Origin of the sequence: Hyphomonas johnsonii MHS-2 (assembly GCF_000685275.1) — a bacterium.
Taxonomy (GTDB): Bacteria; Pseudomonadota; Alphaproteobacteria; order Caulobacterales; family Hyphomonadaceae; genus Hyphomonas; species Hyphomonas johnsonii.
Window position 1 is genome coordinate 707,184 of record NZ_ARYK01000001.1, and the last position, 14,890, is coordinate 722,073.

Genomic DNA, 14,890 nt, shown 5'->3' on the forward strand with positions numbered 1-14,890 from the left:
ATGCTGCTGGCAATTGACGTTGGGAACACGAACACGGTTTTCGGTGTGCACGATGGCACACGGTGGATAAATCAGTGGCGAAGCGCCACGGACGCCCGGAAAACGGCTGACGACCACGCCGCCTGGCTTTGGCGCCTGGCAGACATGCATGGCATGGACCTGAACAGGATCAATGGCTGTGTCATTTCAACGGTTGTGCCGCAGGCCGTGTTCAACTTTCGAAATCTCGCCCGTCGCTATCTCAATGTCGAACCCATGTTCATCGGTGATCCTGCCCTGAAAACGGGGGTGGAAATCCGCATCCGGCGCCCCGAGCAGGTTGGCGCGGACCGGATTGTCAGCGCGCTGGGAGCCCACAAGACCTATCCCGGCAACCTCATCGTCATCGACAGCGGAACCGCCACGACGTTCGATGTCGTGGCTGCGGACGGCGCGTTCGAGGGCGGCATCATTTCGCCCGGTATCAACCTGTCGGTCAGCGCGTTGCACGACGCGGCGGCCCAATTGCCCCGGATTGCGATACAGCGCCCGGCGCAGGTTATCGGCCAGGATACGATCAGCGCCATGCAGTCCGGCGTGTTCTGGGGGTATATCGACCTGATAGACGGGCTCGTCAGACGGATAAAATCAGAGTATGGCAAGCCGCTCGAGGTTGTGGCCACCGGCGGTGTGGCCTCGCTGTTCGAAGGCGCGAGCGAAACCATCGATCATTATGACGTCGACATCCTGATCAAGGGCCTGCTCGAAATCTACAAACTCAATAGCTAGGACGTAATGGCTGATTCAGAACATTCCGAAGACGAACTCGTATTCCTTCCGCTAGGGGGGTGCGAGGAAATCGGCATGAACCTGAATGCCTACGGGTACGGGCCGCCACATGCGCGCCGGTGGATTCTCGTCGATATCGGCGTCACGTTCGGGTCGCTTGATACGCCCGGAATCGACCTGATCTGCGCGGATCCGGAATACCTGGTCGGCGAGCATATCGATGCCATTTTCCTGACCCATGCCCACGAAGACCATATCGGCGCCGTCGGGCTGCTCTATCCGCGCCTTCGCACCAAGGCACCGATCTATGCGACACCGTTCACCACGGAACTTGTGCGCTCGAAGATGCTCGAACGCGGTGTCGACCCGAGATGGCTGAAACCTGTCGACCTTGGCGGGACGGTGAAGGCGGGGCCGTTCACCGTGACTTACGTGACCCTCACCCATTCGATCCCGGAGCCGAATGCGCTGGCGATCGACACGCCTGCGGGCATGATCCTGCACACGGGCGACTGGAAGATCGACCCCAATCCGCAAATCGGTGGGCCGACAGATATCGCGGGCCTGACAGCCCTTGGGGATGCCGGTGTCCTGGCCATGGTCTGTGATTCCACCAATGTGTTCGAAGAAGGCGAGTCCGGGTCAGAGGAAAGCGTCAAGCAGGGCTTGATCGACCTGATCGCCGAACAGACCCAGGCGGTCGCCGTGACCACGTTTGCGTCCAATGTCGCGCGTGTGAAATCCATCATCGAAGCGGCGAACCAGGCGGGCCGGAGCGTCTGTCTGGTCGGTCGCAGCATGCATCGCATTACAGATGCCGCCAAGGCTGTCGGCATCCTGCCTTCAAGCATGGAATTCGTGCATGAGTCCGACGCGAACTCCATGCCGGCCGAAAACATTCTCTACCTCTGCACCGGCAGCCAGGGTGAGGACCGCGCGGCCCTGGCCCGCATCGCCCGGAACGATCACCGGCATGTGTCGCTCGGTGAAGGCGACTGCGTGATCTTTTCCTGCCGCATCATTCCGGGCAACGAGAAGGAAATCTTCGCCCTCCAGAACTCGCTTGCCGACCAGGGCGTCCGGGTCATCACGCCGCGCATGATCAAGGAGCCTATCCACGTTTCCGGGCATCCCTGCCGGGACGAGTTGCGGCGGATGTACCAATGGGTCCGGCCACGCATTTCCGTGCCGGTCCACGGTGAGCGGCGTCACATCATGGAGCATGCCGCCTATGCGCGGTCGCTGCAGGTGCCGGAAGCCGTGACACCGCGTAATGGCAGCCTGGTGCGTCTTGCGCCCGGTCGCGCGGAGGTCATTGATCTCGTTCCCGCGGGCCGCTTGCTGCTGGACGGGAAGGTCCTGGTGCCGGATGGCGCGCAAGGCCTCGAAGAGCGCCGCAAACTGTCGCGCGACGGGCTGGTTCTGGCCAGCGTCGCCATCACTGAGGCCGGCGATGTGATTGACGGACCGGTCGTCATTGTTCGGGGCTTCTCCGAATCTGATGGACGCCTCGCGGACGAAAGCCTGGAGGCGCTTGATGAAGCGGCTGAACTGGCTGTGACAAAGATGAAGCGCAAAAACCGCGTCGATGATGATATGGTCGAGCGTGAGATTGGCCGTGCCCTGCGCAAGGCCTGTGAGGTGACGTTCGGTCGTCGCCCGATGATCGACGTAACTGTATTGAGGAGCTGACGCCCATGTCCGAATTCAAGATTGGCCCACTAAACCATGTCGGTGTCGCGGTCCCCGACCTTGAAGCGGCCTGCGAGACCTACAGGTCGCTGTATGGCGCCACCGACATCACCACGCCTTTCGACATGCCGGACCAGGGGGTCAAGGTGTGCTTCGTGAACCTGCCGAACGCCCAGATCGAACTGATCGAACCGTTGAATGCCGAGTCACCGATCGCGAATTTCATCACGAAGAACCCGAAAGGCGGCCAGCACCATGTCTGCTTCGAGGTGCGCGATATTGATGAAGCGGTCGTCGAGATGGGCAAGCGTGGCGCGACGGTGCTGGGCAAGCCGCGCATCGGCGCGCACGGAACCATGATTGTCTTCGTGCACCCCAAGGATTCGAATGGCGTCCTCATCGAGCTGATGGAAACACCTGTGGGAGCGCACTGATGACGCCCCTTGGTGCCGCTGTCGTCTTCGTCATTGCCTGGTGGCTCTGTTTCTTCGCTGTCCTTCCGATCGGCGTGCGCGGCCAGTTCGAGGATGGTGAACACACCCCGGGCACCGAAGAGGGCGCGCCGGTACACCCGATGCTGGCAAAAAAGGCCATATGGGCGACAATTGGCGGCGTGATACTGACCGGGCTTATCGCCCTGATTGTGCCTCATCTTCTTGCGAACTAGAGGTGGCTGCGGCTAGTTGACCGCCACGCTTACCTACAACGGGGAATTCATGCGCCTTTCCAGATATTTTCTGCCGGTTACCAAAGATGCGCCGGCGGATGCGGCGATTGCGTCGCACAAGCTCATGCTGCGCACAGGCATGGTCCGCCAGAACGGGGCGGGCATCTATTCGTGGCTGCCGATGGGCTTCCGCGTGCTCAAGAAGATCGAGCAGATCGTGCGCGAGGAAATGGATCGCGCCGGCGCCGTTGAAATGCTGATGCCGACCCTGCAGCAGGCCGACCTCTGGCGTGAATCCGGCCGCTACGAGGCCTATGGCAAGGAAATGCTGCGGATCCAGGACCGGCATGAGCGGGACATGCTGTACGGCCCGACCAATGAGGAACTCGTCACGGATGTGTTCCGGTCCTATGTCAAAAGCTACAAGCAGCTGCCGCTGGTGCTGTATCACCAGCAATGGAAGTTCCGCGACGAGGTCCGGCCGCGTTTCGGCGTGATGCGGGGCCGGGAATTCCTGATGAAGGATGCCTATTCCTTCGACCTGACGGAAGAGGACGCGCGCGTCTCCTACCGCAAGATGTTCTGCGCCTACCTGAATGCATTCGGGCGGATGGGGCTGACAGCAGTCCCCATGCGTGCCGATACGGGCCCGATCGGCGGCGACATGAGCCATGAGTTCATCATCCTGGCCGATACTGGCGAAAGTGCGGTGTTCTGCGACAAGGCGCTGCTCGACATGCCGGCGCCCGGACTGGACCTCGATTTCGATGGCGACCTGACGGCAGAGGTCGAAAAGCGGACGCAGTACTACGCCGCCACGGAAGAGATGCACGATGCAGACGCTTTTGCGGCCCTGCCGGCAGACCGGCAGGTTTCTGCGCGCGGCATTGAAGTCGGCCACATCTTCAATTTCGGAACCAAGTATTCGGTGCCGATGAATGCGGTCGTTCAGACAACGGACGGGCAGATGGTGCCGGTCCAGATGGGCAGCTACGGGATCGGTGTGTCGCGTCTCGTCGGCGGGATCATCGAGGCCTGTCATGACGAGAACGGGATCGTCTGGCCGGAATCTGTCGCGCCCTGGCAGGTTGGCCTGATCAACATGCGGGTTGGTGACGCGGCCTGTGATGCCGTTTGCGAGCGGATCTACCAGGCGCTCCAGGCGGCCGGCCGCGAAGTCCTCTACGATGATACAGACGAACGGGCGGGCGGGAAGTTTGCCCGGATGGACCTGATCGGGCTGCCATGGCAAACGACAGTCGGGCCGCGCGGCGTTGCCGACGGCAAGGTCGAGGTCAAGAATCGCAAGACGGGTGAAAAGCACGAGGTCTCGATCGAAGACATGCTGAATCAGTTGGACGCGCAAAAATGAGCGAACTCGGCCATGTCGCCGCGCCATTCGGCAAGCTGGAACGTACGCTGGCATGGCGCTATTTGCGGGCCAAGCGCGAACATGGCGGCGCCTCGCTGATCTCCATCATTTCCTTTGTCGGGATATTCTTTGCCGTCGCAGCGCTGATCATCACGATGTCGGTGATGAGCGGCTTCCGGGCGACACTGCTCGACGCACTCCTCGGCGGCCAGCCACATGTCTACGGTGTCGTGGCCAGCTATTCGGAAGAGGAAGCTGACGCGCTCGCGGCCAAGATCCGCACCGTCAACGGCGTCACCAGCGTCACGCCCTATATCGAGGAATACGTTCTGATATCGGCAAATGGCCGCAAGACAGGTGCTGCGGTGCGGGCGATCCGGAACCAGGACCTCGCAACGTTGCCCTTCCTCAAGGACGGTGGGCAGGCGGCAATCGACGCAGGCTTTGGCGTAGGACGCAACGGCGGAGACGTGATCATGCTGGGCGCCTTCCTGGCTGCCGGCCGCGAAGGTCTCGGCGTGCGCCCCGGCGACAAGGTCGATATCGTTACAGCGCAGCAGACTGCCGGCCCGATGGGCGGAACGCCGCGCAGCAAGTCGTATGTCGTGGGAGATGTCTTCAAGACCGGGAGCGTGGAGCTCGACAGTCTCTACGTCTTCATGCCCATGGACCAGGCGCAGATCCTGTTCCAGTCGAAGGACCATTACCAGATGCTCGACATCCGGCTGAAGGATCCCGACAAGACGCACGAGGCGATGGCCGGTATTGCGAGCGTCACCGGCAACGCGCTCTACACGTTTGACTGGAAAAGCCAGCGCCAGGCCTACCTCAATGCATTGCAGGTCGAGCGCTCGATGGTGCGCCTGCTGGTCATGGTCATCATGGCCATCGCCACGCTGAACATCATTGTCGGCGTGGTCATGCTGGTGAAGAACAAGTCCCGCGACATCGCGATCCTGCGCACGATCGGCCTCGGACGCGGCGGCGTGCTGCGGGTGTTCCTGCTGGTCGGCACGGTGTTGGGCACGATGGGCGCCGCGCTGGGCGTGGTGGTTGGCGTACTGGTGGTGACGAACATCGGCGTCGTCGAGGATTTCCTGAACCTGTTCGTGCCCGGCAAGGTCTTCGATCCGGACGTCTATGGCCTGGAGGGCCTGCCGGCGATCCTCGATTGGGCCGAAGTGACGCGGACAGGCCTCTATGCCCTGTTCATGTCGATGGGCGTTTCGATCATCCCGGCCTGGTGGGCTTCGCGCCAGGACCCTGTCAGCGCGCTGAGGTTCGAATAATGGCCGAACCTGTCCTGGAACTTGCCGGTATCGACCGGGTATACCGCACCGAAGCGGGGGAGCTGCACGTGCTGCGTGGCACGAACCTGCGCCTCAATGCCGGTGAACTGGTCGGCCTGGTGGGGCCGTCGGGGTCTGGCAAGTCCACGCTGCTTCACACTGCCGGCCTGCTCGAGCGGCCCGAAGCGGGCAAGGTCATGCTTGATGGCATCGACTGCCTGGCGCTTGACGACAAGGGCCGTACGGCGATCCGGCGGGCCAAGATCGGCTTCGTCTACCAGTTCCACCACCTGCTTCCCGAGTTCAACGCGTCCGACAATATCGCGATGCCGCTGATGATTGCGGGCGTGAAGAAGAAGGCCGCGCGTGAAAAGGCCGAGCGCCTGCTGGAGGTGATGGGCCTGGCAGACCGGGGTCACCACCAGCCGGGGCAGATGTCCGGCGGTGAGCAGCAGCGTGTGGCGATCGCCCGCGCCCTGGCCAATGACCCGCGTCTCGTGATCGCGGACGAACCGACCGGCAACCTCGACCCGATCACGACCGAGCGTGTGTTTGCCGCGCTGATCAAGATGGTCCGGGATGAGGGCGCAGCGGTCCTTGTGGCGACGCACAATTTTGCCCTGACCCAGCACATGGACCGCGTCCTGACGCTGAAAGACGGCCAATTGGTGGATTACCAGCCGGAATAAGCTGTGGAAGGCTGGACATGACCGGTGGTCTGGCGTCGCTGGCAGCGGCACAGTATTCTCTCCACAGGAGAACCCCTATTGCCTGAGTCGCCATTCATCCATCTTGCCGTCCGTTCCAGCTATTCGCTGCTGGAAAGCATGATCACGCCCAAGGGTTTGAAGGGCTGGCTGCTGACGCAGGGTATGCCGGCAGTGGCTATTACGGATCGCAACAACCTGTTCGGCGCGCTGGAAGTGTCGCTCACCATGTCGGAAGCCGGCATCCAGCCCATCATGGCCTGCTGCTTCGACCTGACCGATGGCGGCCACCGGAGCGACACCAGCCGGGTCTCGCTCTATGCGCAGGATGAAACGGGGTACAAACGGCTGATGTACCTGTCGTCGCGGGCCTACCTCGATGCAGATGACGGCGTTCCCAGGCTTCACCGCGACCTGCTTCTGGAAAAGACCGACGGCCTGATCGTTCTGACCGGGGGCGCAGAGGGCGAGACGGCGCGCCACCTGCTGAAAGGCCGGGTCGCCGACGCGCGAACCGAGCTTTCCACTCTGGCTGGCGCCTATCCCGGCCGCTGCTATGTGGAAATCACGCGCCACGGCACGCCTGAAGAGGTGGCAACAGAGCCTGGCCTGATCGACCTCGCCTACGAGCTCGGCCTGCCACTGGTCGCGACGCATGATGCCCGTTTCATGCAGGCGGCCGATGCCGGCGCGCATGACGCCTTGATGTGCATCGCGAATGGCCAATACCTCGGCCAGGAAGACCGCAAGAAGGTCAGTCCGTCCCAATACCTCAAGACGCCATCGGAAATGGCGCTCCTGTTCGCCGACCTTCCGGAAGCACTGGCCAATACGACCGAGATCGCCCGGCGCTGTTCCGTGCGATCTGTTACGCGTGATCCGATCCTGCCCTCGTTCAGCAATGCGGGCCGGTCCGAGATTGAAGAGCTGAGGGAACAGGCGACCGAAGGGCTGGAAGGCCGCCTCGCAGCCGCCAGCAAGCTCTACGCGGAGCGTGACGCCTATTTCAAACGCCTTGACTACGAACTCGGCGTGATCGAGCGGATGGGGTTTCCCGGCTACTTCCTGATCGTTTCCGACTTCATCAAGTGGGCGAAGGAACAGGGCATTCCGGTCGGACCGGGCAGGGGGTCGGGCGCCGGCTCGCTGGTGGCCTGGTCGCTCTTGATCACCGATCTCGATCCGCTGCGCTTCGACCTCCTGTTCGAGCGCTTCCTGAACCCGGAACGTGTGTCGATGCCCGACTTCGACATCGACTTCTGCCAGGAGCGTCGTCACGAAGTCATCCGCTATGTCCGCGACAAATATGGCGCCGAAAGTGTCGCCATGATCATCACGTTCGGCACGCTGCAGGCGAAGGCCGTGGTGCGCGATGTCGGCCGCGTGATGCAGATGCCGTATTTCCAGGTCGATCGGCTCGCAAAACTGATCCCGTTCAATCCTGCCAAGCCGCCGAAGCTGCAGGAAGCGATCGACGACGAGCCGAAGTTCGATGACGAGATTACCGAAGACCCTCGCGTCGGAGAATTGATCAAGATCGCGCTGGCGCTGGAAGGGCTATACCGGAACGCTGGCACCCACGCAGCGGGCGTGGTGATCGCCGACCGGCCCCTGGTCGAAATCGCTCCGCTCTACCACGATCCGCGCGCCGACCTGCCCGCATCGCAGTTCAACATGAAATATGCCGAGATGGCGGGTCTCGTGAAGTTCGACTTCCTCGGCCTCAAGACGCTGACGGTGATCGACCGTGCGCTGAAGCTGATCCGGCGTGACGGGAGGGACGTTGGTCCTGAATGGGAAGGGCTCGACGACCAGGCAACCTACGACCTGATGGCCAGTGGTGACACGCTCGGCGTGTTCCAGCTGGAAGGCGCTGGCATGCGCGACACGCTGCGCAAGGTGCGCCCGAACAATATCGAAGACGTGATCGCCATCATCTCGCTCTACCGGCCAGGGCCGATGGAGAACATTCCGGTCTATGTGCAGGGCAAGGAGAACCCGGAAGGCGTGCAATACGCGCACCCCGACCTGAAGCCCGTGCTGGAAGCCACATATGGCGTGCCTGTCTATCAGGAACAGGTCATGCGGATGGCGCAGGAGATCGCTGGCTATTCGCTCGGCGAAGCCGACTTGCTGCGCCGTGCGATGGGCAAGAAGAAGATTGAGGAGATGGTCGCGCAGCGCAAGCGCTTCGTTGAAGGGGCGGCCGCGACCAAGCAGATGGACGAACCACTTGCGAACGAAATCTTCGATACGATGGAGAAGTTTGCCGGCTACGGTTTCAACAAGTCACACGCGGCGGCCTACGCGCTGATCGGGTATCAGACCGGCTACCTGAAATGCCATTTCCCGGTCGAGTTCCTCGCCGCATCCATGAGCCTGGACCTGGGCAACACGGACAAGCTGGCCGCCTTTTTCCAGGAAGCCCGACGCCTCAAGATCCCGGTCCTGGCGCCTGACGTGAACACATCGACGGCAGATTTCGACGTGCGCGATGGCGCGATCGTGTATGCGCTCGGGGCCCTGAAGGGCGTCGGGCTGGAAGCCATGCGCCATGTCGTGTCCCTGCGCGAAGCCGACGGGACGTTTGCCGACCTCTACGACTTCGCCGAACGGGTCGACCCACGACATGTCAACAAGAAGGCATTCGAGTCCCTGGCGAAATCCGGCGCGCTGGACGGGCTTGAGCCGAACCGGGCAAGAGTGCTCGCTGCGGCCCCGATCCTGGCCCAGATGGCGAACAAGTCAGCCGAGGACAGGCAAGGCGGGCAGGGCGGCCTGTTCGGAGAGGCCGAGCCCGCGCTGCGCCCGGCCCTGCCGCCCAGCAAGGCCTGGAACGGACAGCAGAAGCTGGACGAGGAGTTCAAGTCGATCGGGTTCTATTTCTCCGGTCACCCGCTCGATGACGTGCTCGAGGGCATTGACCGGGAGCGCGTGACCCTCGCGATCGAGATCGAGGAACGCGCAAGTGACGGCAAGCCGCTGGAAATGATCGGCGTCGTCCGGATGCGCAATGAGAAGCCCGCCCGCAATGGCGGCAAGTTTGCCTTCCTCACGCTGTCCGACCCGACGGGCGAGGTGGAAATGATGGTGTTTCCCGAGACACTGCAGCAGAACTACGACCTGCTGCAGGTCGGGAATTCGGTTGCCATCACGGTTGGCGTGAAGCGGACCGGTGACGAGATCAAGCTGAACGCCGAGCGTGTCGTCCAGCTGGAATCAGCGCGGCTGTCGAAGGCGATGGGCGCCCTCAAGGTGCGCCTCGCCGTGGGCGCCAGGACGGACGATATCGTCGGCATCATCAGCCATCTGGGGCGGCTGCAGGACCATGAGCGGGGTGCGATCCTGGTCGAAATGCCACTCGAGGACGGCCGGATCGTGATCCTGCGGCTTGCTGACACCTACACGATCGGCCTGAAAGCGCAGCGCGCGCTGAAGGATGCGCCGGGCGTGGAACGTGTCGAACCGATGAAAGCGGCCTGACAAAAGCACATCCGTGCCGCTTGCCGCCGGTGCGGAATTCTGTATAAGCCGCCTCATCTGAAACCATTTCGCGGGTGCATCCGGTGCGGAAAGCCATTTTGGCCCAACGTTCCACCTGCGAAGGCTAACCGGATGGAGAAAATTCATGGCACTACCTGACTTCACCATGCGTCAGCTGCTCGAAGCTGGCGTTCACTTCGGTCACCAGACCCACCGCTGGAATCCCCGCATGAAGCCGTACATCTACGGCGAGCGCTCCGGCATCCACATCATGGACCTGTCCCAGACCGTCCCGTCGCTGCACCAGGCGCTCGTTTTCGTGCGCGACACGGTGGCCAAGGGCGGTCGCGTGCTGTTCGTCGGCACCAAGCGCCAGGCGTCTGATCCTGTGGCTGAAGCAGCCCAGCGCTGCGCGCAATACTACATGAACCACCGCTGGCTCGGCGGCACGCTGACCAACTGGTCGACCGTGTCGAAGTCGATCAAGCAGCTCAAGGAACTCAACGCGATGTTCGCTTCGGGTGGCGGCGAAGGCCTCACCAAGAAGGAGCTGCTGGACCTGCAGCGCCGTCGCGACAAGCTGGAGCGTGCGCTCGGCGGTATCGCCGACATGGGCGGCCTGCCCGCAGCCATGATCGTGATCGACACGAACAAGGAATCCATCGCTGTCATGGAAGCCCGCAAGCTGGGCATCCCGGTCGTTGCCGTGCTCGACACGAACTGCGACCCGGCGGATGCCGATTACGGCTTTGCCGGCAACGATGACGCGGCCCGCGCGATCTCGCTTTACTGCAACCTGTTTGCAGATGCGGTGCTCGACGGTCTGGCAGAGTCGACAGCCGATCTCGGCGTTGATCTCGGCGCCCTCGAAGACCTCGAGGGTCTGGCTGATGCAGACGTCGCTGTTGCCGATGGCGATGCTGCGCCGGCTGCGAGCGAAAAGACGGAAGATGCAACGGGCGCCTGAGCGCCTCAGGAATTGAACTTTTACACTGAAGGATATCCGTAATGGCCCAGATTACTGCTGCGCTCGTCAAGCAACTGCGCGAGAAAACCGGCGCAGGCATGATGGATGCCAAGAAAGCCCTCGTCGAGAACGACGGAGACGAAGAAGCTGCGATCGAATGGTTGCGTGCCAAAGGCCTGTCCAAGGCTGCAAAGAAATCAGGCCGCACGGCCGCTGACGGCCTGGTGGCCGTCAAGGTTTCTGAAGACGGCAAGAGCGGCGCGATCGTCGAGTTGAATGCCGAGACCGACTTCGTTGCGCGCAACGAGACGTTCCAGAAGGCCGTCGCCGGCATCACTGCAGCGGCACTGGACACCGATGGGTCCGTCGCCGCCGTCGCTGCAGCGCCTGCGCCTGATGGCCAGGGCACTGTCGACGACATGATCAAGCGCCTGATCGCCAGCATCGGCGAGAACATGACCCTGCGCCGTTCGGCCAAGATCACGGCCAATGGCAAGGTGGCGTCCTATATCCACAATGCCGAGACGGCAGGCATGGGCAAGGTCGGCGTTCTTGTTGCACTCGAAGGCACGGGCGACCTCGACGATATTGGTCGCAAGATCGCGATGCACATTGCAGCGACCTCGCCGGCCGCGGCAACGACCGCCGAGCTTGATCCAGTGCTGATCGAAACCGAGAAGCGCATCCTGACGGAACAGGCCCGTGAAAGCGGCAAGCCCGACAATATCATCGAGAACATGATCAAGGGCCGCCTGCAGAAATTCTACAAGGAAGTGGTTCTGGTCGAGCAGCCGTTCGTCATGAACCCGGACCAGACGGTCGCGGCCTATCTCAAGGATCAGGGCGCAACGCTTGTTGGCTTTGTTCACTTCAAACTGGGCGAAGGCATCGAAAAGGATGCCGACAACTTCGCTGACGAAGTTGCGTCGCTTACAAAAGGCGGCTGATCCCGCTTGCCTTTCGGTCGCACTGCGGCCTTAAACATCCCGGCTGCCCATGACAGGCAGCCGGGAATCTTTTAGGAGCCATGGTTGCGGCTTCCACGGACGGAGAGAGCGATGCCAGGCGATGATCCGGAAACAAGTACGCTGAAATACAAGCGGGTACTTCTCAAACTGTCCGGCGAGGCGCTGATGGGCCCCGGCCAGTTCGGCATCGACATTCCGACAATCGAACATTTTGCCCGGGCGATCGCCGATGCGCGAACGGCCGGCGCCGAAATCTGCCTTGTCATCGGCGGTGGCAACATCTTCCGCGGCATGGCAGGCGCTGCAAAAGGCATGGAGCGGGCCCAGGCCGACAGCATGGGCATGCTGGCGACCGTGATGAACGCGCTGGCCATGCAAAGCGTGCTGGAGAGCCAGGGCGTTCCAACCCGGGTCCAGTCCGCCATCGCGATGGACCAGATCTGCGAGCCCTACATCCGTCGCCGGGCGCAGCGCCACATGGAAAAGGGCAGGGTCGTGATCTTTGCCGCCGGTATCGGCAACCCGTTCTTTACAACCGACACGGGAGCGGCCCTGAGAGCCATCGAGATGAACTGCGATGCCCTGCTCAAGGGGACGCAGGTTGACGGCGTCTACACGGCGGATCCCCGGCTCGACAGCACGGCTGCCCGGTACGAACAGGTGGCCTACCAGGAGATTCTCGCAAAAGACCTGCGCGTGATGGATCCGTCTGCTGTCAGCCTGATGCGTGACAACAACATTCCGATTGTGGTCTTCTCCCTGAAGGAAGAAGGCTCGTTGCTGAATGTGCTGCATGGACGCGGCAAATCGACAACAATTTCGAACGAGGGAGGAGTGGCAAAATGAGTTACGACAAGAAAGACCTTGAGCGTCGCATGGAAGGCGCCATCGCCGCCCTTTCAACGGAATTCAGCGGCCTGCGCACGGGACGGGCGTCGGTGAACCTGCTGGATTCCATCCAGGTGCCTGCTTACGGATCGACCGTGCCATTGTCGCAGGTCGCGTCCGTGTCGGTCACCGACATGCGCATGCTGTCGGTCAACGTGTGGGACAAGACGGTCGTCGGGGCGACCGACCGCGCGATCCGCGAATCGGGCCTCGGCCTGAACCCCGTGATGGATGGGCAGACACTTCGGATTCCGATCCCGCCCCTGAACGAGGAACGCCGCGTCGAACTGACCAAGATCGCCGGCAAGTATGCCGAGGCAGCCAAGGTTGCCGTGCGCAATATCCGCCGCGACGGCATGGACAGCCTCAAGAAGATGGAAAAGGATAGCGAAATCAGCGAAGATCGCCTTCATAGTCTGTCCGACGAAGTCCAGAAACTGACTGATGCCTTTGTGGCCCGTGTCGACGAAGCCCTGAAGGCGAAGGAAGCGGAGATCATGCAAGTCTGATGTCGCCAGTGTCCAATCCTGACGTGACCCGGGCCGGGTCCGGGCAGACGCCCGGGCTGGACCATATTGCGATCATCATGGATGGAAACGGACGCTGGGCGAAGGCGCGGGGCCTGCCCCGGGCAGCCGGACACGAGCGCGGCGTGGAAGCGCTGCGCCGTACGGTGGAAGCGGCCGGTGAACTCGGCATCCGTTACCTGACCGTCTTTTCCTTCTCCACCGAGAATTGGCGCCGGCCTGCCGCCGAAGTGAACGCCCTGTTCGGCCTGCTGAAATCGTATGTGCACCGTGACCTGTCGCGGCTGAAGCAGGAAGGTGTCCGTATCCGGGTCATCGGACAGCGCACCGGCCTGCCTGATGATGTCGCCGCACTGGTCGAAAAGGCAGAGCAGGAAACGGCGCTCAACAACGAATTCTTCCTGACCATCGCCTTCAACTATGGCGGGCGCGAGGAAATTGCCCGCGCAGCCAGGCGCATGGCCGAAGCGGTCCAGGCCGGTACCCTTTCCGCAGACGCCATTACCGAAGAGACCGTTGGTCGTTATCTGGATACGGCATCGCTGCCTGACCCGGATCTCCTGATCCGTACCAGCGGCGAATATCGTCTCAGCAATTTCCTGCTGTGGCAGAGTGCCTATTCGGAGCTCATTTTTGCCGACGTGCTCTGGCCGGATTTCGACCGGTCCTGCCTGGAATCGGCAATCGCCATGTATCATGAGCGTGAGCGCCGGTTCGGCGCGGTTCTTCCAGGGGCCTGCTGATGGGAGACTGGACGCCGCGAGACCGGCGTTTCTCGGAGCTTGGCCTCAGGCTCATGTCGGCCGCGATCCTGATCCCGGCAGCCTTGGCTATGGTCTGGTTTGGGGGCTGGTTCCTGGCCGTCGGGTGCTCGATCTTTGCTGCGGCGATGGCCCGCGAATGGAGTGCCATCAGCGCGTTTCCGCGCGGGTGGTCCATGGCGGCGGCGACGGCGCTGTTCTGCCTGTCACTGCCGCTGGGTATCTTCTGGCTCAGCGGGCTTGTCCTGGCTGGCGGCCTGGTATTCTGCGCAGCGAGCGCGCCTGGCGGCGCACCGGAGCGTGGCATGGCCGTATTCGGGCTCATCTATGTCACGGCCATGGCTGCCGGCCTGTTTTTCCTGCGTGAGGGGGACTGGGACGGCCGGTCTGCCGCGCTCTATTTCATGTCTTTCGTCTGGGCATCTGACGCGGCCGCCTATTTTACCGGGCGGGGGCTCGGCGGGCCACGGCTGCTGCCGAAGGAAAGTCCAAACAAGACCTGGAGCGGGGCGATCGGCGCTGTCACGGCATGTGCCTTTTGCGGGCTCGCAGTGGCCGATATCCAGATGGTGTCCTTCGCGGCCTGGATTGCAGCCGGTATTGCGATTTCGATCTGCGCCCAGATCGGAGACCTGTTCGAGAGCGGGCTGAAACGGCGCTTCAAGGTCAAGGACGCAGGCACCCTGCTGCCGGGCCATGGCGGCGTGCTGGACCGCGTCGACGGTCTTGGTGCAGTTTGCATTTTCGGGTCGCTGGCACTCTATGCCATACCCGGCATTGCGGACGCACTTGGATTATAGG

General features: G+C 62.2%; 14 protein-coding genes. All 14 read left to right on the forward strand.

The genetic code is table 11. The features are described 5' to 3' along the window. The 14 genes from HJO_RS03330 (at position 1) to HJO_RS03395 (ending at position 14,889) form a co-directional block, all read left to right on the forward strand. Entirely contained in the window at positions 1 to 768 is a 768-nt protein-coding gene (locus tag HJO_RS03330; RefSeq protein ID WP_035613466.1) for a type III pantothenate kinase, read from the forward strand. A 6-nt stretch (positions 769 to 774) separates the two neighbouring features. Continuing rightward, the gene (locus HJO_RS03335) at positions 775 to 2,460 is read left to right on the forward strand and encodes a ribonuclease J (protein ID WP_035613469.1); all 1,686 of its coding nucleotides are present in this window, start codon (positions 775 to 777) and stop codon (positions 2,458 to 2,460) included. Positions 2,461 to 2,465: 5 nt separating this feature from the next. Further along, positions 2,466 to 2,894, forward strand: coding sequence for a methylmalonyl-CoA epimerase (gene mce, locus HJO_RS03340; protein WP_035613471.1), 429 nt, complete (start codon positions 2,466 to 2,468; stop codon positions 2,892 to 2,894). After that, positions 2,894 to 3,127, forward strand: coding sequence for a DUF1467 family protein (locus tag HJO_RS03345; RefSeq protein WP_035613473.1), 234 nt, complete (start codon positions 2,894 to 2,896; stop codon positions 3,125 to 3,127). The genes mce and HJO_RS03345 overlap by 1 nt, the downstream gene beginning before the upstream one ends. A gap of 49 nt (positions 3,128 to 3,176) precedes the next feature. Further along, entirely contained in the window at positions 3,177 to 4,499 is a 1,323-nt protein-coding gene (proS, locus tag HJO_RS03350) for a proline--tRNA ligase (protein WP_035614421.1), read from the forward strand. Next, a complete protein-coding gene (locus HJO_RS03355) occupies positions 4,496 to 5,788 on the forward strand; it encodes an ABC transporter permease (protein WP_035613475.1) in 1,293 nt (430 codons plus the stop codon). Before proS ends, HJO_RS03355 begins: the two co-directional genes overlap by 4 nt. Then, positions 5,788 to 6,477, forward strand: a complete 690-nt coding sequence (locus HJO_RS03360; RefSeq protein ID WP_035613477.1) for an ABC transporter ATP-binding protein — start codon at positions 5,788 to 5,790, stop codon at positions 6,475 to 6,477. Before HJO_RS03355 ends, HJO_RS03360 begins: the two co-directional genes overlap by 1 nt. Positions 6,478 to 6,555: 78 nt before the next feature. Further along, on the forward strand, positions 6,556 to 9,978 hold the full coding sequence (gene dnaE / locus HJO_RS03365; protein ID WP_035613479.1) for a DNA polymerase III subunit alpha: 3,423 nt from the start codon (positions 6,556 to 6,558) through the stop codon (positions 9,976 to 9,978). Positions 9,979 to 10,123: 145 nt separating this feature from the next. Beyond that, positions 10,124 to 10,945 carry a 30S ribosomal protein S2 gene (rpsB, locus tag HJO_RS03370; RefSeq protein WP_035613481.1) on the forward strand — a complete coding sequence of 274 codons (822 nt, stop codon included), beginning with the start codon at positions 10,124 to 10,126 and terminating at the stop codon, positions 10,943 to 10,945. Between the two features lie 41 nt (positions 10,946 to 10,986). Further along, positions 10,987 to 11,892, forward strand: a complete 906-nt coding sequence (gene tsf / locus HJO_RS03375) for a translation elongation factor Ts (protein ID WP_035613484.1) — start codon at positions 10,987 to 10,989, stop codon at positions 11,890 to 11,892. A 111-nt stretch (positions 11,893 to 12,003) separates the two neighbouring features. Then, positions 12,004 to 12,759 (forward strand): UMP kinase, encoded by a 756-nt coding sequence (gene pyrH, locus HJO_RS03380; RefSeq protein ID WP_035613487.1) that lies wholly within the window; start codon positions 12,004 to 12,006, stop codon positions 12,757 to 12,759. Beyond that, complete coding sequence (frr, locus tag HJO_RS03385) at positions 12,756 to 13,310, forward strand: ribosome recycling factor (RefSeq protein WP_035613489.1); 555 nt, start codon at positions 12,756 to 12,758, stop codon at positions 13,308 to 13,310. The genes pyrH and frr overlap by 4 nt, the downstream gene beginning before the upstream one ends. Next, positions 13,310 to 14,071 carry an isoprenyl transferase gene (locus tag HJO_RS03390; RefSeq protein WP_035613491.1) on the forward strand — a complete coding sequence of 254 codons (762 nt, stop codon included), beginning with the start codon at positions 13,310 to 13,312 and terminating at the stop codon, positions 14,069 to 14,071. Before frr ends, HJO_RS03390 begins: the two co-directional genes overlap by 1 nt. Continuing rightward, on the forward strand, positions 14,071 to 14,889 hold the full coding sequence (locus HJO_RS03395; RefSeq protein ID WP_035613493.1) for a phosphatidate cytidylyltransferase: 819 nt from the start codon (positions 14,071 to 14,073) through the stop codon (positions 14,887 to 14,889). The genes HJO_RS03390 and HJO_RS03395 overlap by 1 nt, the downstream gene beginning before the upstream one ends. Position 14,890 lies beyond the last annotated feature (1 nt).